22 protein-coding genes are annotated in these 20,139 nt (G+C 64.3%); 8 read left to right on the top strand and 14 right to left on the bottom strand.

Annotated features, from left to right (window positions below):
• Positions 1 to 164: 164 nt before the first annotated feature.
• Together CTR55_RS08635 and CTR55_RS08640 are read left to right on the top strand one after the other, a co-directional pair.
• The gene (locus CTR55_RS08635; protein ID WP_296285489.1) at positions 165 to 911 is read left to right on the top strand and encodes an FKBP-type peptidyl-prolyl cis-trans isomerase; all 747 of its coding nucleotides are present in this window, start codon (positions 165 to 167) and stop codon (positions 909 to 911) included.
• 374 nt (positions 912 to 1,285) lie between these two features.
• A complete protein-coding gene (locus CTR55_RS08640; protein WP_296285490.1) occupies positions 1,286 to 1,711 on the top strand; it encodes a DUF1232 domain-containing protein in 426 nt (141 codons plus the stop codon).
• On the opposite strand, the gene CTR55_RS08645 is transcribed toward CTR55_RS08640, so the two are convergent.
• Entirely contained in the window at positions 1,699 to 2,445 is a 747-nt protein-coding gene (locus tag CTR55_RS08645; protein ID WP_296285491.1) for a transporter substrate-binding domain-containing protein, read from the bottom strand. The two genes, CTR55_RS08640 and CTR55_RS08645, sit on opposite strands and share 13 nt — an antisense overlap.
• Positions 2,446 to 2,542: 97 nt before the next feature.
• Between CTR55_RS08645 and CTR55_RS08650 the strand changes: the two genes are divergently transcribed.
• The 3 genes from CTR55_RS08650 (at position 2,543) to CTR55_RS08660 (ending at position 3,709) form a co-directional block, all read left to right on the top strand.
• Positions 2,543 to 2,860 carry a helix-turn-helix transcriptional regulator gene (locus tag CTR55_RS08650; protein WP_296285492.1) on the top strand — a complete coding sequence of 106 codons (318 nt, stop codon included), beginning with the start codon at positions 2,543 to 2,545 and terminating at the stop codon, positions 2,858 to 2,860.
• The gene (locus CTR55_RS08655) at positions 2,857 to 3,222 is read left to right on the top strand and encodes a hypothetical protein (RefSeq protein ID WP_296285493.1); all 366 of its coding nucleotides are present in this window, start codon (positions 2,857 to 2,859) and stop codon (positions 3,220 to 3,222) included. The genes CTR55_RS08650 and CTR55_RS08655 overlap by 4 nt, the downstream gene beginning before the upstream one ends.
• 70 nt (positions 3,223 to 3,292) lie before the next feature.
• Positions 3,293 to 3,709 carry a sel1 repeat family protein gene (locus CTR55_RS08660; RefSeq protein WP_296286498.1) on the top strand — a complete coding sequence of 139 codons (417 nt, stop codon included), beginning with the start codon at positions 3,293 to 3,295 and terminating at the stop codon, positions 3,707 to 3,709.
• Between the two features lies 1 nt (position 3,710).
• Here CTR55_RS08660 and CTR55_RS08665 read toward each other — a convergent pair whose 3' ends face one another.
• Positions 3,711 to 5,459, bottom strand: a complete 1,749-nt coding sequence (locus tag CTR55_RS08665; protein ID WP_296286500.1) for a bifunctional diguanylate cyclase/phosphodiesterase — start codon at positions 5,457 to 5,459, stop codon at positions 3,711 to 3,713.
• Positions 5,460 to 5,557: 98 nt separating this feature from the next.
• Entirely contained in the window at positions 5,558 to 7,636 is a 2,079-nt protein-coding gene (locus CTR55_RS08670; RefSeq protein WP_296285494.1) for a carboxy terminal-processing peptidase, read from the bottom strand.
• Between the two features lie 138 nt (positions 7,637 to 7,774).
• On the opposite strand from CTR55_RS08670, the gene CTR55_RS08675 reads away from it, so the two are divergent.
• Together CTR55_RS08675 and CTR55_RS08680 are read left to right on the top strand one after the other, a co-directional pair.
• The gene (locus tag CTR55_RS08675) at positions 7,775 to 8,737 is read left to right on the top strand and encodes an NAD(P)H-quinone oxidoreductase (RefSeq protein WP_296285495.1); all 963 of its coding nucleotides are present in this window, start codon (positions 7,775 to 7,777) and stop codon (positions 8,735 to 8,737) included.
• Positions 8,738 to 8,765: 28 nt separating this feature from the next.
• Entirely contained in the window at positions 8,766 to 9,932 is a 1,167-nt protein-coding gene (locus CTR55_RS08680; RefSeq protein WP_296285496.1) for a site-2 protease family protein, read from the top strand.
• Between the two features lie 27 nt (positions 9,933 to 9,959).
• On the opposite strand, the gene CTR55_RS08685 is transcribed toward CTR55_RS08680, so the two are convergent.
• Genes CTR55_RS08685 through CTR55_RS08710 form a run of 6 tightly spaced genes read right to left on the bottom strand, consistent with a single transcriptional unit; the run spans position 9,960 to position 15,156 of the window.
• Positions 9,960 to 10,613 carry an HAD family hydrolase gene (locus CTR55_RS08685; protein ID WP_296285497.1) on the bottom strand — a complete coding sequence of 218 codons (654 nt, stop codon included), beginning with the start codon at positions 10,611 to 10,613 and terminating at the stop codon, positions 9,960 to 9,962.
• The gene (locus CTR55_RS08690) at positions 10,613 to 11,608 is read right to left on the bottom strand and encodes an ABC transporter ATP-binding protein (RefSeq protein WP_296285498.1); all 996 of its coding nucleotides are present in this window, start codon (positions 11,606 to 11,608) and stop codon (positions 10,613 to 10,615) included. Before CTR55_RS08690 ends, CTR55_RS08685 begins: the two co-directional genes overlap by 1 nt.
• The gene (locus CTR55_RS08695) at positions 11,605 to 12,408 is read right to left on the bottom strand and encodes an ABC transporter permease (RefSeq protein ID WP_296285499.1); all 804 of its coding nucleotides are present in this window, start codon (positions 12,406 to 12,408) and stop codon (positions 11,605 to 11,607) included. Before CTR55_RS08695 ends, CTR55_RS08690 begins: the two co-directional genes overlap by 4 nt.
• Positions 12,392 to 13,234, bottom strand: a complete 843-nt coding sequence (locus CTR55_RS08700; protein ID WP_296285500.1) for an ABC transporter permease subunit — start codon at positions 13,232 to 13,234, stop codon at positions 12,392 to 12,394. Before CTR55_RS08700 ends, CTR55_RS08695 begins: the two co-directional genes overlap by 17 nt.
• Positions 13,231 to 14,040: an alkaline phosphatase family protein gene (locus tag CTR55_RS08705; protein ID WP_296285501.1), complete on the bottom strand. Its 810-nt coding sequence runs from the start codon at positions 14,038 to 14,040 to the stop codon at positions 13,231 to 13,233. The genes CTR55_RS08700 and CTR55_RS08705 overlap by 4 nt, the downstream gene beginning before the upstream one ends.
• Positions 14,041 to 14,097: 57 nt before the next feature.
• Positions 14,098 to 15,156, bottom strand: a complete 1,059-nt coding sequence (locus tag CTR55_RS08710) for an ABC transporter substrate-binding protein (protein WP_296285502.1) — start codon at positions 15,154 to 15,156, stop codon at positions 14,098 to 14,100.
• A gap of 331 nt (positions 15,157 to 15,487) precedes the next feature.
• On the opposite strand from CTR55_RS08710, the gene CTR55_RS08715 reads away from it, so the two are divergent.
• Entirely contained in the window at positions 15,488 to 16,204 is a 717-nt protein-coding gene (locus CTR55_RS08715) for a UTRA domain-containing protein (RefSeq protein WP_296285503.1), read from the top strand.
• 177 nt (positions 16,205 to 16,381) lie between these two features.
• Here the strand turns inward: CTR55_RS08715 and CTR55_RS08720 are convergent, their stop codons facing one another.
• The 5 genes from CTR55_RS08720 to minD all read right to left on the bottom strand — a co-directional run bounded on the left by CTR55_RS08720 (position 16,382) and on the right by minD (position 20,122).
• Complete coding sequence (locus CTR55_RS08720) at positions 16,382 to 16,783, bottom strand: GFA family protein (protein ID WP_296285504.1); 402 nt, start codon at positions 16,781 to 16,783, stop codon at positions 16,382 to 16,384.
• Between the two features lie 73 nt (positions 16,784 to 16,856).
• On the bottom strand, positions 16,857 to 18,146 hold the full coding sequence (locus CTR55_RS08725) for a M18 family aminopeptidase (RefSeq protein ID WP_296285505.1): 1,290 nt from the start codon (positions 18,144 to 18,146) through the stop codon (positions 16,857 to 16,859).
• A 189-nt stretch (positions 18,147 to 18,335) separates the two neighbouring features.
• Complete coding sequence (locus CTR55_RS08730; protein ID WP_296285506.1) at positions 18,336 to 18,971, bottom strand: RluA family pseudouridine synthase; 636 nt, start codon at positions 18,969 to 18,971, stop codon at positions 18,336 to 18,338.
• Between the two features lie 84 nt (positions 18,972 to 19,055).
• Entirely contained in the window at positions 19,056 to 19,310 is a 255-nt protein-coding gene (minE, locus tag CTR55_RS08735) for a cell division topological specificity factor MinE (protein ID WP_296285507.1), read from the bottom strand.
• The gene (gene minD, locus CTR55_RS08740) at positions 19,307 to 20,122 is read right to left on the bottom strand and encodes a septum site-determining protein MinD (RefSeq protein WP_296285508.1); all 816 of its coding nucleotides are present in this window, start codon (positions 20,120 to 20,122) and stop codon (positions 19,307 to 19,309) included. The genes minE and minD overlap by 4 nt, the downstream gene beginning before the upstream one ends.
• Between the last annotated feature and the right edge of the window lie 17 nt (positions 20,123 to 20,139).

Consider the following 20,139-nt stretch of genomic DNA (forward strand, 5'->3'; position numbering starts at 1 on the left):
CCGTGCTGGCCGTCTGACTTATCCTGTTAATTTTCTTATAAGTTTGCTGTGGGAACTTCTCTCGTGGTGGTGGTTCCTATTGCCCATAGCCACTGGCCACGAGCGCCTGATAAGCTCGCGGCTTCATTACTTCAGCCATGACGGCGCAAAGACAAGGATTCAGCATGAAACAACATCGGTTGGCGGCAGCGATCGCGCTGGTCGGCCTGGTTCTCGCGGGCTGCGACAAACAGGCCGCCGAAGTGGAACTCAAGACTCCTGCGCAGAAAGCTTCCTATGGCATCGGCCTGAACATGGGCAAGAGCCTCGCCCAGGAAGGCATGAATGACCTGGATTCGAAAGCCGTCGCCCTGGGTATTGAAGACGCCGTCGGCAAGCAGAAGCAGAAGCTGACCGACGAAGAGCTGACCGAAGCCTTCACCGCCCTGCAGAAGCGCGCTGAAGAGCAGGTCGCCAAGAAGAACTCCGAAGCCCTGGAAGCCGGCAAGAAATTCCTCGCCGAGAACGGCAAGCGCGACGGTGTGGTCACCACCAAGTCCGGTCTGCAGTACGAAGTCGTGAAGAAGGCCGATGGCGCCCAGCCCAAGGCGACCGACGTCGTCACCGTTCACTACGAAGGCAAGCTGGTCGATGGTACGGTCTTCGACAGCTCCATCCAGCGCGGCAGCCCGATCGATCTACCGGTTGGCGGCGTGATTCCGGGTTGGGTCGAAGCCCTGCAACTGATGCACGTCGGCGAGAAGATCAAGCTGTTCATCCCGAGCGAACTGGCCTACGGCGCTCAGAGCCCGAGCCCGACCATTCCGGCCAACTCGGTCCTGGTGTTCGATCTGGAACTGCTGGCCATCAAGGACCCGAACCAGCCCGAAGCCGAAGCTCCTGCGCCGGCCGCGGAAGCGCCGAAGAAGTAACTGAGTACCCTCGTACCAGAGAAAACGCCCCGTTACCCACGGGGCGTTTTCATTTGTGCAAGGAGCGCTCTGGAACGGCCCGCTGACCGGCGGGTCTGAAAGGGAGTAACCTTGGGGCCGGTGTTACCCTTATGCACATATTTGACGCAGTTGAAGCAATGCCCTCCCCTTGACATTGCCGATCCCTTCGCTTAGCCGCAACTGCATGATTTTTAACGTATTTGTAGGGGTGAACAAAAAATCGCCGATCTGTCTGCAGCCCTCATGGCTCGGGCGTTTTGGCGATATCGTGGGTGGCTTTCAACAGAGTTATCCACAGGAAAGGTGGATAACCTGAACCCGCGCTGTACGAATATTCCTATCGAGGTGAATCGATGAAAAAGCCTCCGGGATTTGACCGCTTCCTGAAGCTCGCCAGCCGCTTTATCGCCGGCGGCCGGATACCCGCGCTGCTGTTTGCTGTCGCGCGCAAGAGTGGCCGGGCGAAGCTGGCCAAGACCGATCTGAAACTGCTGCAGGAGCTGCTGGTGGCCTGGGTGCGCGGCGACTACCGTGGTATCAGCTCTCAGGCGCTGGTCTCCGTAGTGGCGGCGTTGCTGTACTTCCTGTCTCCGGTGGACCTGGTCCCCGACTGGCTGCTGGGTGTTGGCTTCCTCGATGACCTGGCGGTGCTGGCGTGGGTAGTGCGCCGCTGGCAGTCGGAGATCGATGCTTTCAAGCTCTGGCGCGACGGTCAGGGCGTGGAAGTCCGCGAAGCGCTGAAGCAACTGCCGGCGCCGGAATCCGTTCAGCGTCGTTGACGCAGCCGCGCATTCTGCTCGCCGAGCAGGCGCTGGATGGTGCCGTCATCCACCATCATCTGCAGAGTGGCATCCAGGCGCTCGGCGGCGAGCGGTAGCGCCGGCCCGTACGAGCAATGGATGGAATAGCGCTGCACATTGCGGCGGCTGATGGCCACGGGTAGCTCGCGGTGTTGTGCGAGGAGGTACTCCATCGGTCGGCGCATCTCGATCAACGCATCCAGGCGACCGAGTTCGAGCATGTGCAGGCGAGTATCCAGATCACGCACATCGGCGCGTTTCACGCGACCTTCGGCGAAGGCCTGCATCAGCGGAGCGGGGTAGACGTAGCCAAGGCTGGTGCCGAGGCGAATGTCATGCAACTGCGCGAGGTTTTCCACCGGCGGTGCATCCGCCCTCTGGGCCAGGGCGTCTTCTTCCTCGAACAGGCTGGGCGACCAGTGCAGCTTCTCCGGTGCCTTCATCCACTGCGGATTGTTGATGCACAACAAATGAATCGCGCCTTGGGCGAGGGCGGGTTCGGCACGTTTGTCCGGTGTTTCCACGAAGCGAACCTCGAGCCCGAGGCGCTTTCCGACGATTTCGCCCAGATCGCGGATGAAGCCAGGCGCCAATTCATGGTCGATACTTTCTGCGTAGGGCATGCCGTTGCTTGGCGAATAGCCCCAGCGCAGTTCCTCGGCGCTGCACAGGGCGCTGGCCAGGCAGAGGCAGAATGGAAGGAAGCGCTGCAAGTCGGTCCCCATGTCTGGTGGCGAGAGGCGGTGCGCAGTATAGCCGGCACAGGCGCGCATCAGACTGTTAAGATGGCCGCCTGCAAGGAGTGTTGTCATGAACGTTCAAGTCATCATGCGTGACGGCGAAGCGGAGTACGCCGTGGTTCCCTGGGGGGAGTACCAGGCACTGCTGGCAGCCGCCGGCCGAGGTGCCGCCCAGGTCGTCAAACCCGCAGCCGCTCCGACATTCGACGAGAAGCTGGACTGGAAAGCACTGCGCGAAGCCCGTGGCTTCTCCCTGGAAATGCTGGCGCGCTCAGTAGGCATCAGCCCGTCCTACCTGGAACTGATCGAGAACGGCGAACGCGAAGCCAGCGACGCCATCCAGCATGGCCTGCGTCGTGCCCTGGGCACTGGGGAGTCGGCTTCTTGAGCGTGCAGATCAGTCGCAAACATTGGGAAGGCTTGCTCGGCGAGCTGGAAGACGCCCGCCGCCAGCGCCACCTGCTCACCTACCGGGCGCTGATCGAGCGCCTGCAATTGCCGACCCCGGCCATGACCGTGCTGACCGCAGCACTGGAGCACTTGGCGGCTCTGGATGCCCGTGCTGGTCGCCCACTGCGCAGTTCGCTGGTAATCAGCCAGGGTGCCAGCCGTCTGCCGCGCACCGGCTTCTTCGAGCACGTCGAACAGCTCGGGCGTTTCTCCGGTGCGCCGGATGGCCCGGCTGCCGCCGGCTGGCACGCGGCGGAAGTGGCCCGCGTGTTCGAATTCGAGTACCCCGAGGAGCTTTGACGTGGCCAACCCTCGCGAGCTGTTCTGGCGCCTGCGTGCGCGGTTGAGTTACGCCGTGGCACGACGCCTGATGGGGTGGCCGTGGATGGTTCGCCAGCCGCGCTCCTGGGCGTGGATGCAGGGCCAGTTCTCGCGCATGGCTGCTTTGGGTGACGTCGGCGCGCAGAGTTTCTACGGGCACCTGCTGCTGTTCCGCGGGCAGGGGCTTGGTGCTCGCGAGGAGGGCCTGCGTCTGCTGCGTCTGGCCGCTGCGGCGGGTGACCACAAGGCGGCCTATCAGGTGGGTGTGCAATCGCTCAAGGGCGATACTCGTCGTGCGGCCGATGCGCAGGAAGCCATGCGTTATTGGAGCCAAGCCGCCGAGGCGGGCCATCCGTTGGCGGCACGCAAGCTCGGCGAGCTTTATCGCAGCGGCGGCCCCGGTCTCGAGGCCGATGAGGCCCAGGCCGAGCGCTTTGAGGCGCGCGCTCGCCAGTTGGGCCTTTGACTCATTCGGCGGTGAGGATGTGCAGGCTGTAGCCGGGCATGTTCTTCGCGTGGCGCTTGGCCTCCGAGGCCAGCCCGGCCAGTTGACTGGCATCCAGGCGCTGCGCGGCGCCACTCTTCACATGTACCACGCCAATCGACAGCGATAGCAGCGGATATTCTTCGCGCCGCCCCTGGCGGTTGTGCGCAACGAAACAGCCCGCGTCCAGGTGCTCACGGCTGTAGAAGCGTCGGCACTGGCCCTGGAAACCCTCCAGCAGGTGATTGAGCCGCTCGCGCCAGTCCTGTGTTCCCAACACCAGTATGAAGTCGTCCCCGCCGATATGGCCGACGAAGTCCCGAGTCGGGTCCACCCGCTCGCCCAGGCATTGGGCCAGGCACAGCAGGACTTCGTCACCGCGGGCATAGCCGTAGAGGTCGTTGAACGGCTTGAAACTGTCGATATCGACGTAGCAGACCACGGCTTCCCGCCCCTGCTGGAGCAACCGCGCCAGGCATTGCTGGATCGGTACGTTGCCGGGCAGCAAGGTCAGCGGGTTGGCATGGCGCGCCTGGCGGATCTTCAGCTCGGTGATCAGTTTGAGTACGTCGATCACCCGGCCCAAACCCAGGTAGCGGCCATTGAGGGTGATGATGAAATCTTCCTCGATGCGCTGCCGTGCGCGGCTGGTGAGCAGGCGGCTGACCTGCTGCAGCGACTGGCTGCGCTCTACGGCGAGGAAGTCTTCGCTCATCAGCCGGCTGATCGGCTTGCGCGCATACAGCTCCGGGGCGAAGGGCTTGAGCAGGGCGTCTGACAGCGCATGGCGGTGGACGATGCCCACCGGTTGGGCGTGACTGTCCAGCACCGCCAGGGAGTTCAGGTTGGCCTGGGCGCGGAAGGCTTCCAGCACGTCGCCGATGGGCGTGTTGTCGCGGACCGCCGGCTGTTCCAGCAGCAGTGGTTCGAGGTCGGATTGATCCTCGGCGAGCAGCGCGCCGGCGCTGTCCACTTCCGGCAGCAGTGCGCGAGCGTCGCGTGGCGGGGTTTCGCTGGGGCGGCCGAGCAGGTAGCCCTGCACCAGGTCCACGCCCATCTCCGACAGTACCGCCAGCTCCTCCGCAATCTCGATGCCTTCGGCAATCACCTGGGCGCGGGAGGCGTGGGCCATCTTCAGAATCGAGCCGACGAACTCGCGCTTCACTGCATCCAGGTGGATGCCTTCGATGAAGTGGCGGTCGATCTTCACGTAGTCGGGGCGCAGCTCGGACCACAGGCGCAGGCTGGAGTAGCCGGCACCCAAGTCATCCAGGGCAATGGAGAATCCCATGGCGCGGTAGTGGTGCAGCGCGGTGTCGAGGAGGGTGAAGTCCTCGATGGGCGTCTGCTCGGTCAACTCGATCACCACGTCGCTGGGCGAGATGCCGAAGGTCTGCAGCAACTGCAGCGTGCGGCCGGGCTGATGGGTTGGTTCCAGCAGGGATTCCGGGGACACATTGAGGAACAGCTTGCCTTCGAGTTTCAGGTCGCGAAAGCGCGCGCAGGCCTTGCGCCGGCACAGTAGCTCCAGCTGGCTGAGGCGGCCGCTGCTGCGCGCAATGCTGAACAGCGGCAGGGGCGAGTGCAGGGGGCCGCTGGACGGGCCGCGGGTGAGGGCTTCGTAGCCCACCAGACGCCTTTCGGAGAGCGACAGGATGGGTTGGAACAGGCAGTGCAGGTCGCCGTGAGCGAGGATATGGTCCAGCGCGCTCAACTGCTCGGTGACGGTCATGACGGTCATGACGGTTCTCGGTGGCTGTCAAAGCAAAGGGCCGGTTTCCCGGCCCTGTGCATTTCACGACAGCGTCATGACTGTTTGATGATATCCGATCAGTGTTTTGCGACCTGGGAGTCCAGATTCAGGTAGTCGATCAGGATGTGCCCGGACTCGGTGAGGTACGCGTCGTCCTGCGGCTTGGTCTTGTCCTCTTCCGGCAGGGCGTTCTCGTCTTCCTTCTTCAGCTCCTTGAGCGGCTCCTGGCCCTTGGATTTGCGCAGGGCGTTCTCCATGGCCAGTTGACGGTTCTCGATGCTGGTCTGCTGGGCGCGACGCTTGGCCTCGTTGAGGCTGACGGTCTTCTCCTTCATCAGCTCCTGGGCAAGGGCCAGGCGCTCACGGGCGTAGACGAAGTCTGCGTTGTGCTCGGTGCGCGCGTCGTGACGAGTGCGCAACTGGTCGATGAACGGCTTGAACGGATCGGCCTGGGCCTTCAGCACGGGCTTGATGGTGTCCCACGGCATGGAGTCGGGCAGGGCGCTCTCGCCGATTTCCTTGTCGTCGACGATGGACGGGTAGTTGATGTCCGGAATCACGCCCTGGTGCTGGGTGCTCTGGCCGGAGACGCGGTAGAACTTGGCCAGGGTCAGTTTCAGTTCACCGTGGTTGAGCGGCTGGATGGTCTGCACGGTGCCCTTGCCGAAGGTCTGGCCACCGACGATGAGCGCGCGGTGGTAGTCCTGCATGGCGCCAGCGAAGATCTCCGAGGCCGAGGCGGACAGGCGGTTGACCAGTACGGTCATCGGGCCGGTGTAGAAGGCCTTGCCCTCGTCATCGTTGAGCACGTCGACGCGGCCGTCGCTGTTGCGCACCAGCACGGTCGGGCCCTGGTCGATGAACAGGCCGGTCAGCTCGGTGGCTTCCTGCAGGGAGCCGCCGCCGTTGTTGCGCAGGTCGATGACGATGCCGTCGACCTTGTCCTTTTGCAGTTCGGCGATCAGCTTCTTCACGTCGCGGGTGGTGGACTTGTAGTTCGGATCGCCGGCGCGGTAAGCCTTGAAGTCGAGGTAGAACGCCGGCACGTCGATGATGCCCAGCTTGTAGTTCTTGCCTTCGTGTTCAATGGTGATTTCCGACTTCTTCGCCGCCTGGTCTTCCAGCTTCACCGCCTCGCGGGTGATGGTGACGATCTTGCTGGTCTGGTCGTTCGGCGCGTTGGTCGACGGGATCACTTCCAGGCGGACCTGCGAGCCTTTCGGGCCGCGGATCAGCTTGACCACTTCATCCAGACGCCAGCCGACCACGTCGACCATCTCGCCCTTGCCCTGGGCGACGCCGATGATCTTGTCGGAGGTGGCGATCTGCTTGCTCTTCTCGGCGGGGCCGGCGGGTACCAGGCGCACGACTTTCACGTAGTCGTTGTCGCTCTGCAGTACAGCGCCGATGCCTTCCAGCGAGAGGCTCATGTTGATGTCGAAGTTCTCCGCGCTGTCCGGAGACAGGTACTGGGTGTGCGGATCGTAGGTCTGGGCGAAGGCGTTGATGTAGGCCTGGAAGATGTCTTCGCTGCGGGTCTGCTCCAGGCGCATCAGCTGGTTCTTGTAGCGCTTGGTCAGTTGTTCCTGGATGGCCTTGTTGTCCTTGCCGGCGATCTTCAGGCGCAGGACTTCGTCCTTCACCTTCTTGCGCCACAGGTCGTCGAGCGCGGCGCTGTCTTTTGCCCAGGGTGATTTCTCGCGATCGATTTCCAGCGATTCGTCAGCCTTGAAGTCCATCTTGTCGACGCCCTTGTTCAGGGTGGCCAGGGCAAAATCCAGGCGCTCCTTGAGGCGGTCGAGATGACGCTTGTAGATGGTGAAGCCCGGTTCCAATTCGCCGCTTTTCAGGAAGTCGTCGAACTGGGTACGCCAAGGCGCGAACTGGTCGATGTCGGCGGCGGTGAAGTACATGCGCGCCGGGTCGAGCGTCTTCAGGTAGCTGTCGTAGATTTTCGCCGAGCGCTCGTCGTTCAGCGGCGGCTTGTTGTAGTGATGGCGCTTGAGCAACTCAACGATGTTGAGGCTGGCGATCACCTGATCACGGTCGGGCTGCAGGCCATCCCAGACGTTCGGGCTGGTGGTCGCCGCGAACGAGGAAAAGGCGGTGGCGCCGAGGATGAACAACAGGGCGGTACGGGGCAAAAATCGCTTCATGCTGATTCGACTGATCGCGGAGTTATGACGCATATTAGGCCTTAATTGGCGGCGCCGGGTTCAATCGCAGGTGAATTCGGCGCGAAGAAAGGGCCCGACCTTACGGATCGGGCCCTGCAAGGTCACTATGGAGGCAGCGTGAACGCATTGCAAGGCATCGAAGGGCGAGTGGAGTGGGGTGAGCGCGCGAACCCGACTTGCGCACAGGGACAGATCCGAATTCAGGTCGCCGCGGCGGGACTCAACCGTGCCGACCTGCTGCAAGTGGCCGGTCTTTACCCGCCACCACCGGGGGCGAGCGACATCATCGGCCTGGAATGTTCCGGGGTGGTGACCGAGGTCGGCGCCGGTAGTACCTGGCAGGTGGGTGACCGCGTTTGCGCCCTGCTGGCCGGTGGCGGCATGGCTGAGGAAGTGGTGGTCGATGGGCGTCATGCCTTGCCGGTACCCGCCGGCCTGAGCCTGGCCGAAGCCGCTGCGCTGCCCGAGGTGTACGCCACCGCGTGGTTGAACCTGTTCATGCTCGGTGCACTGCAGCCGGGCGAGAAGGTGCTGTTGCACGCAGGCGCCAGCGGCGTCGGCTCGGCGGGTATCCAGCTGTGCAAGGCCTTCGGCAGCCCGTGCTGGGTCAGCGTCGGTTCGGCCGACCGTCTCGCGTACTGCGAGGGTCTGGGTGCAGAAGGCGGCGCCCTGCGCGGCGAGAGCCTCGAATCGCTTCGGGATTTCGCTCCCTTCGATGTGATCCTCGATCCGGTGGGCGCGAACTACGCCAAGCTGGATCTGGAAATCCTTGGCCGTGACGGGCGATGGGTGGTTATCGGTCTGATGGGTGGTCGCAAGGCTGAACTGGACTTGGCGTTGCTGCTGGGCAAGCGTATCCAACTGATCGGTTCGACCCTGCGTTCGCGCGATGCTGACTTCAAGGCACAGCTGATCGCCGAGCTGGGGCAGCAGGTCTGGCCATTGTTCGAAACTGGCAAGCTGAGCCCGCAACTGGAGCGCACCTTCCCGGTGCGCGAAGCGCAGAGCGCGTTCGATGCGCTGGCGAGCAACCAGGTGCAGGGCAAAGTGGTGGTACTGATCGACGAAAGCCTGAGCTGATCGGGCACTTGGCGCAGGGGGTGCAGCCATGAGCGAGACAGGGATGTCGCAAACCAGAGCCGGCAATGCTGCCGGTCTCTGGTCACTGCCTGAGTGGCTCAACACGCCATTGAGGCTGCTGATGATCTTTCTCGGGGGTGCGACGGGCGCGTTGGGCATGGCCCTGAGCATGCTCTCGATGCCGGTCGGAGCGGTGTGGATCGTCCCCGGTCTGCTGCTCGGCTTCGTGGCCATCTACCAGTCCATCTTCGTGCATGAATTCGGGCACTTCCTGGGCGCGCGCCTGGGCGGTATGACGGTGATGCGCCTGCGCGTCGGTCGCTGGGATTTCCGCATGCAGCGCCAGGGCTGGACATTCAGCCGGCAGCCGAAACACCCGCAGAAACTCGCCGGCTATGTGATGGCCTTCGCCGACCCGCGTGGTCCCTGGCGGCGCCAGCATGTCTGGTTCAATGCCGGTGGTCCGTTGGCGAACCTGGTCGTGGCCGTGTTCGCGGGGCTGGTTTCGCTGGCGCTGGCAGATGGTCCTGCACAGGGGGGCCTGCTCGCGGTGGCCGCGACCAATGCCTGCATGGGGATCGCCAATCTGTTGCCGGTGCAGGGCAAGCTCAAGCAGGTCAGCGACGGCTTGTGGATGCTGCGCTGGTGGCGGGGGATGGATGCGGAACATCCGCAATTGGCTTTCGCTCGTTTGATGGGGCTGTCCTGCTCGGGGCTGTGTGCGGACCAGATGCCCGAAGCGGACCTGGAGTTGCTCGAATCCCAGGAGTCGCCGATGCCGCTGGTGGCGCTATCCATCCGTCTACGCGCACTGCAGATCCAGGGGCGCTGGCAGGAGGCCGCCGCCTTGGATGCTGCTTTCCAGGTTCAGCGCAACGCTCTTCCTGAGGCGCTGCAAACGGTGCTTTACGACATGCTCCGGTTGATCGGCGCCGAGCTGGCGTTCGCCCAGGCCGTTGCCTCCCGGAGTGCGCTCGGGTTGTTCGACGAGTTGCTGCCGCAGCGCCTGAAACGCGAATACGCGAGCATCTGGGCGCGCTGCCTGGCGATGCGCGCTGCAGACGCAGGAGATCAACAGGCGTTTCGCCAGCAGCTCAATCGGGCGGTGGCCTCCGCGCGGCTGTCACCGGACCTGTCCCAGGAGACGGAAGAGCTTCGTATACAGAAGTATCTGCTGGAGATGTTGCCGGCTTGACGGTTCAGGCAGGCCGGCATGCCGGGCTCACTTCCAGTTCAGGACGTCCCAGCCCATCTTCTGCGCGTGCTCCAGCAGCACCGGGTCGGCATTCACCACATGCGGCTTGCCCACCAGCTTGAGCAGCGGCAGGTCGTTGCGCGAGTCGGAGTAGAAGTGCGCCTCGGCCAGCGGGCTGTCGTCGCCTTCGAGCAGGTCGAGCAGGCGCAGCACCTTGCCTTCGCGGTAGGTCAGCACGCCGACGGTGCGGCCGGTGTAGTGGCCGTTGACCACCTCCAGATCGATGGCCAGCACCTCGTCGATGCCGATGCGTTCGGCGATGGGTTTGACCAGGTGCACGCCCGAGGCAGAGATCACCAGCGGGCGGTCGCCGGCCTCGCGATGGCGGGCGAGGGTGGTGCAGGCGTCGCTGTGGATCAGCGGCTCGATCACGTCCTCGACGAAGGTTTCCACTTCCCGTTCGATCTCATCCACGCTGCGCCCGGCCATCGGCTCCAGGGCGAAGGCCATGTAGTCCTCCATGGGCAGTTTGCCCTGCGCGTACTGCGCCATCAGTTCGGCGTCGCGCTTGAGGAACGACTCCGCATCCACCCAGCCGAGATCGGCCATGCGCTGGCTCCACAGGCTCGCGCAGTCGCCGTCGATCAGGGTGTCGTCGAGGTCGAATATCACCAGGGCCATCAGGCCACCTCCCGAATGCTTTCAATGTCGATTTGCAGGCCGAGCTGGGTGCCGGCCGGGTACAGGCGCTCGGCGCTGCGATTGAGGACGTCCACGGTCAGCTCGACGCCGCTGGCGTCGACCCGGTAACGAATCACGTTGCCCAGCAGGCTGTGGGAGAGTACCCGAACCGGGATGCCCTCGCCCGGCTCCATGCTCAGGCGCAGGGACTCGGGGCGGATCGCCACCTGCTGCTTGAAGGGACGGTCCAGCAGCCTGGTCGCCTGGGCTGCTTCGAGCAGGTTGTAGTTGCCGATGAAACCGGCGGCGAAGGCGTTTTCCGGAGCGGTGTAGAGCGTCTCGGCGTCGCCGCTCTGGACGATGCGCCCGGCGTTCATCAGCACGATGCGGTCGGACAGCGTCAGGGCTTCTTCCTGGTCGTGGGTGACGAACACCGTGGTCAGTTTCAGTTCCTGCTGGATACGGCGGATCTGCTCGCGCAGGTGCTTGCGGATGCGCGCGTCCAGCGCCGACAGCGGCTCGTCGAGCAGCAGCAGGCGCGGGCGGGTGACCAGCGAACGGGCCAGGGCGACGCGCTGGCACTGGCCGCCGGACAACTGGTGTGGATAGCGCGCGGCCAGCGGGCCGAGCTCGACCATCTCCAGCGCCTCGCGCACGCGCTGCGCGGACTCCGCTGCGGGCACCTTCTGCATGCGCAAGCCGAAGGCGACGTTCTGCTCGACGGTCATGTTGGGGAACAGTGCATAGCTCTGGAACACCATGGCGATACCGCGCTTTTGCGGGCTTTTCGGCACGATGTCTTCGTCGTCCAGCAGGATGCGCCCGCTGTCCACCGCGGTGAGACCGGCGATGCAGCGTAGCAGGGTGGATTTGCCGCAGCCGCTGGGGCCGAGCAGGGTGACGAACTCGCCACGCTCGGCGGCGAAGTCGATGTCCTGGAAGACCGTGGTGCTGCCGAAGCTCTTGTTCAGTGTCTCGACGCTGAGGAAGCTCATGTCTTGTCCATCTCTTTGTTATCAGAGCCCAACCGATTTGCTGCCCAGGTGAGCAGCAGGACGAAGAGGAAATAGGAGACCACCACCGCGCTGGTGTAGTGGCCACTGCTGTTGCGCATGTTGTTGAGGAACACCTGCAGCGTCTCGTAGCGGGTGCCCACCAGCAGGTTGGCGAAGACGAACTCGCCGATGAGGAAGGAGAACGACAGGAACAGCGCCACCATCAGGCCCTTGCGCAGGTTCGGCAGCACCACCAGCAGGGCGGCCTGCCAGGTGCTGGCGCCGAGCAGGTGGGCGGCGTCCATCAGATCGTGCAGGTTGATCGCCTGCAGGTTGTTGCTGATCGCCCGGTACATGAAGGGCAGGGCGATGGTGAAGTAGCAGCCGATGAGTATCCACGGCGTACCGACGATGGGCACCGGGCCCGAGGCGTAGAGCTGCAGCAGGCCAACCGACGACACCACTGGAGGCACCGCGAAGGGCAGCAGGATCAGCACGTTCATCAGCGCGTCCAGGCGCGGGAAGTAGTAGTGGATGACGAACATCAGCGGCAGCACCAGCACCACGCTGAGGATCAGCGCGCCGAAGCACACCAGCAGCGATTGGCCGAAAGCGACGAGGAAGCGCGGGTCGCTCCAGAGGGTCAGGAACCACTTCAGGGTCAGCCCGTCCGGCAGCACGCTGGCGCTCCACGAAGTGGCCAGCGAATAGAGCAGGGTGGCGGCCAGCGGCACAAGCAGGATCAGGAACAGCGCATAGACCACCACGCGGTGGTACAGCGGGCTAGCGTTTCTCGACATGGTAGCTCCGGCGCAGCAGCCACTGGTGGGCCAGGGTGATGATGGTCATCAGGCCGACCAGCACCATCGCCAGCGCACTGGCCATGTTCGGGTCGAGGAACACGTCGCCCGACACCAGCCCGGCGATTCGGATCGGCACAACGTTGAAGTTGCCGGTAGTCAGCGAGTAGACCGTGGCGTAGGCGCCCAGCGCGTTGGCCAGCAGGATGACGAAGGTGCCCAGCAGCGCCGGCGTCAGTACCGGGATGCCGATGTGCCGCCAGAAGGCCCACTGGCTGGCGCCCAGCAGCGCGGCAGATTCGCGCCAGTCCTCGCGCAGGGCGTCGAAGGCCGGGTAGAGCAGCATCACGCCCAGGGGAATCTGGAAGTAGGTGTAGAGGATGATCAGGCCAGTCTTCGAGTAGAGGTTGAAGTCCTGGATCAGCCCGGCCTGCTTGAGCAGCAGGGTAATGGCGCCGTTGAAACCGAGGATGATGATGAAGGCGAAGGCCAGCGGCACCCCGGCGAAGTTGCTGGTCATGTTGGCAAAGGCCATCACGAAGTCGCGCAGCCTGCTATCCACCTGGCGCAGCGAGTAGCTGCCGAGCACGGCGATCAGCAGGCCGATCAGGCTCGACCACAGCGAGATTTCCAGGCTGTAGCGGATTGCCTGCAGATAGAACGGCGAGCCGAAGATCTCGCTGAAGTTGGCCAGGCCCCAGCCGTCGCCGGTGCGCACGCTGTTGATCATCACCCACAGCAGCGGTGCCAACTGGAACGCGAAGAAGAACAGCGCGAAGGGCAGCAGGCAGAGCAGGGCGAAGAGTTTCCCGGTGTTCGATCTCATGCCTTGAGCAGCTCCCGGCAGACCGGCTTGTCGTGGGCGGCGCCGAGTATCTCGCACAGCGTGCCGCAGAGTTCGACCTGGCGCGGGCGCGCCTGGTCATCGAGGCTGAACGCCTCGCCGAAGACGAACAGCGGCACTTCGCGCTCCTCGGGGAGGATGCCGCCGTGGCTGCGGTCGTCGTTCATGCCGTGGTCAGCGGTGACCATCACCTGGTAGCCGGCGGCCAGCCACTGGTGCAGGTACTCGGAAAGGATGATGTCGGCGTGCCGCGCGCTGTTGCGGTACTGCGGCGTGCCCAGGCCGTGCTTGTGGCCGGCGTCGTCGATGTTCATCGGGTGCACCAGCAGGCAGTTCGGTGCGTGCCGGCGGCGCAGCGACTCGGCGTCGGTGAACAGGTGTGAGTCGGGGTAGTGGTCTGTCCAGTAGAAGTGGCCGTGCTGGATCGGCAGGGATTGGTCGTCGGTATGACGGTCGCGCGCCGGGTCGAAGGGCGTGCGGTTGTACAGCTCGCTGACCCAGTTGTACGCCGCGGCGGCAGTCGTCAGGCCGGCATCGCGGGCGTAGTGGAACAGGCTGCGCTGGTTGGACAGGCGTGACACGTCGTTGTGCAGGATGCCGCTGTCGATGGGACGCACGCCGGTGAGGATACATTCGTACAGCGGGCGCGACAGCGAGGGGAGTTCGCATTCGAGTCGGTAGAGCTGGCCGCGGCCGGCATTGCACAGGGCCTGCAGGTGGCCCATGCAGTCATGGGCGACGCTGTAGTTGAGGCCGTCGAGGACGACCAGGATGACGTCGTGGCGCATGGGGCGGGGCCTTTGTCGAAGCACGGCCGCCCCGGCGCGAACCGGGGCGGCTGGGCGTCATTGCATGTTGATGATGACGTTTTCCTGCCACATCCGCGGTAGGCGCTTGGAGGTCTCTTCCCAGGCCTTGGGGTCCTTGATCGGCTGGGCCTTGGCGTACTGCTCGTTGGGCAGCAGCTTGGCTTTCACCTCGGCGGGCAGGGTCAGGTGCTCGGCGCGGATCGGGCGTGCGTTGCCCTTGGCCAGGTTGATCTGCCCGGCGTCGCTGAAGATGTATTCACGCGCCAGCTTGGCGGCGTTCGGGTTCTTCGCATACTTGTTGATGATGGTGGTGTAGCCGGAGATCACCGAGCCGTCGGAAGGAATCAGCACCTCGAAGCGCGACGGGTCGATCTGGTCGCGGTAGCTCAGGCCGTTGAAGTCCCAGACGATGCCGACTTCCACTTCACCCTTCTCCAGGGTGTTGATCACCGGGTTGGTCAGCGACAGGCGGCCCTGCTTGGCCAACTGGGCGAAGAACTCCAGGCCGGGCTTGATGTTCTTCTCGTCGCCGCCGTTGGCGATGGAAGCGGACAGCACGCCGTTGACGGCCTGGGCGGCGGTGCTGACGTCACCGATGGTGACCTTGTACTTGCCCTTGAGCAGATCGGCCCAGCTGTGCGGAACGTCCTTCACCAACTGCTTGTTGACGATGAAAGCGATGGTGCCGGTGTAGGCGAGCGCCCAGTGGCCGTCCTTGTCCTTGGCCCAATCCGGCACCTGGTCCCAGGTGCTGGGCTTGTAGGGCTGGCTGACATCCTGCTGTACGGCAATGGGACCGAAGGCGGCGCCGACGTCGCCGATGTCGGCGCTGGCGTTTTCCTTCTCGGCCTTGAACTTGGCCAGCTCCTGGGCCGAGCTCATGTCGGTGTCCATGTGCTTGAGGCCGTACTTGCTTTCCAGGTCCTTCCAGGTGTCCTTCCAGTTCGCCCAGCTGTCGGGCATGCCCACGCTGTTGACCTGGCCTTCCTTGCGGGCGGCGGCTTCCAGCGATTGCAGATCGGCGGTGGCCGCCATGGCGAGGCCGCTGCCAAAGGCAATGGCCGATCCCAGCAATGAAGCAAGCAAGCGTTTCATTCGGTGCTCCTTCGGATGAAGTTCGGTGTTTTCAAGCGTGGTCTAGATCAGCAAGACGCAGGCCAATCTATGCAGGGCGGATGACAGTTTGATGTACGCCCCAGGCGCGCCGGCCCGGCCTTGAGCTGCCGGCGGGTCGTAGGGGAAAAGCGTAGACCATCGCCAACGCCTTGATCCGCCTGGTCTACGCTGGTGTCGTTAACTGGCATGGGCGCTGCTTGCAAAGGCATTGTCACGGGACGGTCATCGGGCTTTCCTAGGATGACCGCACCCCGCAAGGGGAAGGAAATGCCCTGTTCTGGGGCTGGACTAGTCCAAAAGAGGGAATCGAATGCGCGATACGGCGCTACCCACGGTCACGGCGATCTGCCGCGCACTCATCGAACAGATCGACAGCGGCCTGCTCAGCGCCGGCGGCAAGCTGCCGGCTGAACGCAAGCTGAGCGAACTGTTCGACACCACGCGGATCACCCTGCGCGAGGCACTGGGGCAACTGGAGGCGCAGGGGCTGATCTACCGCGAGGAACGCCGCGGCTGGTTCGTCTCGCCGCCGCGCCTGCTGTACAACCCGCTGGTGCGCAGCCACTACCACGCGATGGTGGAAGGGCAGGGGCGGGTGCCGGCGACCGAGGTGCTGTCGGCGCGGCAGATTCCTGCCAGCGCGGCGATCTGCGAACTGCTGGAGCTGCCGGCGCTGTCCAGCGTCTACCAGATTCGCCGGGTGCGGCGGATCGACGGGCGGTTGGTGCTCTATGTCGAGCATTACCTCAACCCGGCGTACTTCCCCGGGATTCTCGACAGCGACCTGACCTGTTCACTCACTGAGCTGTATGCCAGCCGCTATGACATCCGCTACGGCCGCGTGCGCTTCGACATGGTGCCCACCGCCCTGCATGGTGAGGCGGCCAGCGTACTGCGCGTCGCCGAGGGCAGCCCGGCGCTGCGCATCACCCGCATCAACGGCGACCAGCATGGGCGCATCATCGATTGCGACCTGGAGTTCTGGCGGCACGATGCGATTCATGTGAGCGTGGAAGTGCCGGATTGAGCCGCTACCGCTGAACCCGACGTATAGGAGCGAGCTTGCTCGCGAACAGCCCAACGACGTCACTGCCGGTTTACACCCTCTCCCTAACCCTCTCCTTTCAGGGAGAGGGCGTATCAGGCAACTCCGACGCTTCACGATTCGCGAGCAAGCTCGCTCCTACGAAAAACACATTCCCCTTCACCGATCCGGATTCCATTCCGGATAGGCCGGAATCCCTTCCTGTGCCAGCCAGGGGCGGTCATGGGATACCCAGATATGCCGCGCCGGCCGCACGCCCGGGTCGTCGTCAAGGCTGGCCACGCGGACGATGACGTGAGGCTGGCCGTCGCGCTCGGCGATCAACTGCGTTCCACAGCGCGGGCAGAACTTGCGCAGCTTGCCGGGCGACGACTCATACGCCGCCACCTTGTCCGCGCCGCGGGTCCAGCGGAAGTGCTCGCGCATCACCCCGGCGGTGCTGGCGAAGGCCGCCGCGTGGGCCTTCTGGCAGGTTCGGCAGTGACAGTGGCCGATCGGCATGTCCAGGCCATCGATCTCATAGCCGATATCGCCGCACAGGCAGCTTCCGTTGAAGGGCATGGCGGGCTCTCCTCGAAGACTCTCCAGAATGACTCTTCACAAAAAAAAGCCCGGCGGGTGCCGGGCGTTCGGGTCAGGGCAGGTCGGCGCTGTCGTAGAAGGCGCTGAGTACCTTGGCCAGGTAGTGCAGGTCCTGGCTGCCGGCCAGCTCGCGGATGGAGTGCATGGCGAAGGTCGGCAGGCCGATGTCCACGGTGCGCACGCCGATCTGGCTGGCGGTGATCGGGCCGATGGTGGAGCCGCAACCCATGTCGCTACGGGTCACGAAGCTCTGCACCGGCACTTCGTTTTCCAGGCACAGGTGGCGGAAGAAACCGGCAGTCTCGCTGCTGGTGGCGTAGCGCTGGTTGCTGTTGATCTTGATCACCGGGCCGCCGTTGAGCTTGGGGCCATGGTTGCCGTCGTGCTTGTCGGCGTAGTTCGGGTGCACGCCGTGGGCGTTGTCGGCGGAGACCAGCAGCGAGCGCTGAACGGTGCGGGTGAAGGCATCGCCCTCGGGCAGCACGCGGCGCAACACCTGCTCCAGGAACGGGCCGTCGGCGCCACAGGCGGAGCAGGAGCCGACTTCTTCGTGGTCGGTGCAGACCAGCACGCCGCTCTGCTCATCGTTGCTGCCCAGCAGGGCCTGCAGGCCGGCGAAGCAGGACAGCAGATTGTCCAGGCGGGCGCCGGCGATGAACGCCTGGTCCAGGCCGATCACGGCGGCGCGCTGGGTGTCGTAGAAACTCAGCTCGTAGTCAAGAACGGCGTCGGCGGTGATGCCGTGCTCCAGCTGCAACTGTTCGCCGAGCAGGTCGCGGAAGTCACGGGTCGTGCCAGCGGCGACCTGGGCGAGGATCGGTGGCAATTCGGTCTGCGCGTTGATTGACCAGCCCATGTTCGCTTCGCGGTTGAGGTGGATCGCCAGGTTCGGGATCACCGCGATAGGCGCCCGGAAGTCGATCAGCTTGCTCTCGACCTTGCCGGCCAGGCGGAAGGTGACGCGGCCGGCCAGGGACAGGTCGCGGTCGAACCAGGGGGCGAACAGCGCACCGCCGTAGACTTCGACACCCAGCTGCCAGTAGCCGTTGCGCACCAGCTCGGGGTTGGGCTTGACGCGCAGGCACGGGCTGTCAGTGTGTGCGCCGACCAGGCGCAGGCCGTTCTCCAGCAGCGGCGCGGTGCCGAGCTTGAAGGCGATCAGCGAGGAGTCGTTGCGGGTGACGTAGTAGCGGCCACCGGCTTCGGTGCGCCACGCGTCGCGCTCGTCCAGGCGCTGGTAGCCAGCCTCTTCGAGGCGGCGGGCGAGGGCCTGGGTGGCGTGGAAGGGGGTGGGGGAGGCCGCGAGGAAATCGATCAGGCCCTGGTTGAGTTCTGTACGCATGGGTAACTCCGGACAGCGAATGGCCGGAAGTTTAACGTAAATGCGCGAATCCGCGGCCCGTTCAGGCGCGCCATTGCGCGCCCGCGCAGAAGCCCTTGTAGGAGCGAGCTTGCTCGCGAATGGATTCAGCCGGCGACATTGGTGCCGGGAGGTTCGCGAGCAAGCTCGCTCCTACAACAGCCGAAGGCGTCAGAACGGCGCAGGAGACTCGAAGCGCAGGCGCTCGCCGGTCTGCGGGTGGGTCAGACTGAGCATGCAGGCGTGCAGGCACAGGCGGTCGCGCAGTTCCAGCGCTTCACCTTCGGCATACAGGCGATCGCCAAGCAGCGGATGGCCGATGCTCAGCATGTGCACGCGCAGTTGGTGCGAGCGGCCGGTGATCGGCGTGAGCTCGACTCGGCTCCAGTTGCCGTGGCGCTCCATGACGCGCCAGAAGGTCAGCGCGTGGCGGCCCTGTTCGAAGTCCACCACATGGCGCGGCTTGGTCGGCGGGTCGTAGCGCAGCGGTGCTTCGATACGGCCGCTGTCCAGTTCCGGCTCGCCCCAGCACAAAGCGGCGTAGGCCTTCTCGGTCTCGCGGTCGTGGAACTGGCGGGACAGCTCGCGGTGGCTGTCGGCGTCGCGGGCCAGCACGATCAGGCCGGAGGTTTCCCAGTCCAGGCGGTGGACGATGCGCGCTTCCGGGTAGCCGTTTTCCTGCAGGCGGGTGATCAGGCAGTCCTTGTTGTCGTCCGCGCGACCGGGCACGGAGAGCAGCAGGGTGGGCTTGTTCACCACCAGCAGGGCGGCATCCTCATGGACGAATTCGATCTGGGAAAGCGGCATGGAAACTCGTGCGCCATTGCGCGAAAAGTGAGAGACAGAAACGCCTGCGGCGGCCAAGGCCGCCGCAGGTTCACCACCGCCGTATCAACGTTCCGGCAGGGTGATGTTGAGTTCCAGGATCGAACAGCTGCCCTGGTTGGCCAGCTCGACCTGAATCTGCTCCTGGTCGATGGGCACATATTTGCGAATCACTTCCAGCAGGTCTTTCTGCAGCTGCGGAAGGTAATCCGGTTGCGAACGGTTGCCGCGCTCATGGGCGACGATGATCTGGAGTCTTTCTTTCGCGATGGAGGCGCTGTTTTGCGGCTTCCGGCTGCGGAAGAAATCTAAAAGGCTCATTCACGTCCTCCGAACAGTCGTTGCAGGAATCCTTTCTTCTGCACGTCGAGGAAACGGTGGGGCATTTCTTTGCCCAGCAGTCGCTCGACGGCGTCGCTGTACGCCTGGCCGGCATCGCTTTCTTCGTCGAGGATGACCGGTACGCCCTGGTTGGATGCCTTGAGCACCGCCTGGGATTCCGGGATCACGCCGAGCAGACGGATGGCCAGGATTTCCTCGACGTCCTCGACGCCGAGCATTTCGCCCTTGGTGACGCGCTCCGGGTTGTAGCGGGTCAGCAACAGGTGTTCCTTGATCGCGCCTTCGCCTTTCTCGGCGCGGGCGGACTTGCTCGCCAGCAGGCCGAGCATGCGGTCGGAGTCACGGACCGAGGAAACTTCCGGGTTGGTCACGACAATCGCCTCGTCGGCGTAGTACATGGCCAGGTGGGCACCTTTCTCGATGCCGGCCGGGGAGTCGCAGATGACATAGTCGAAGGACTGCTTGAGCTCTTCGATGACCTTGCCGACGCCTTCCTGGGTGAGAGCGTCCTTGTCGCGGGTCTGGCTGGCGGCCAGCACGAACAGGTTCTCGAGGCGCTTGTCCTTGATCAGGGCCTGGGTCAGGGTCGCTTCGCCGTTGATGACGTTGACGAAGTCGTAAACCACGCGGCGTTCGCAGCCCATGATCAGGTCGAGGTTACGCAGGCCTACGTCGAAGTCGACGATGACGGTCTTGTGGCCGCGCAGGGCCAGGCCGGTGCCGATGGCTGCGCTGGTGGTGGTTTTACCGACGCCACCCTTACCGGAAGTGACTACGAGGATCTTGGCCAAGGTGATTCACCCCAAAG

This window comes from Pseudomonas sp., from assembly GCF_002796985.1.
Classification (GTDB): domain Bacteria; phylum Pseudomonadota; class Gammaproteobacteria; order Pseudomonadales; family Pseudomonadaceae; genus Pseudomonas.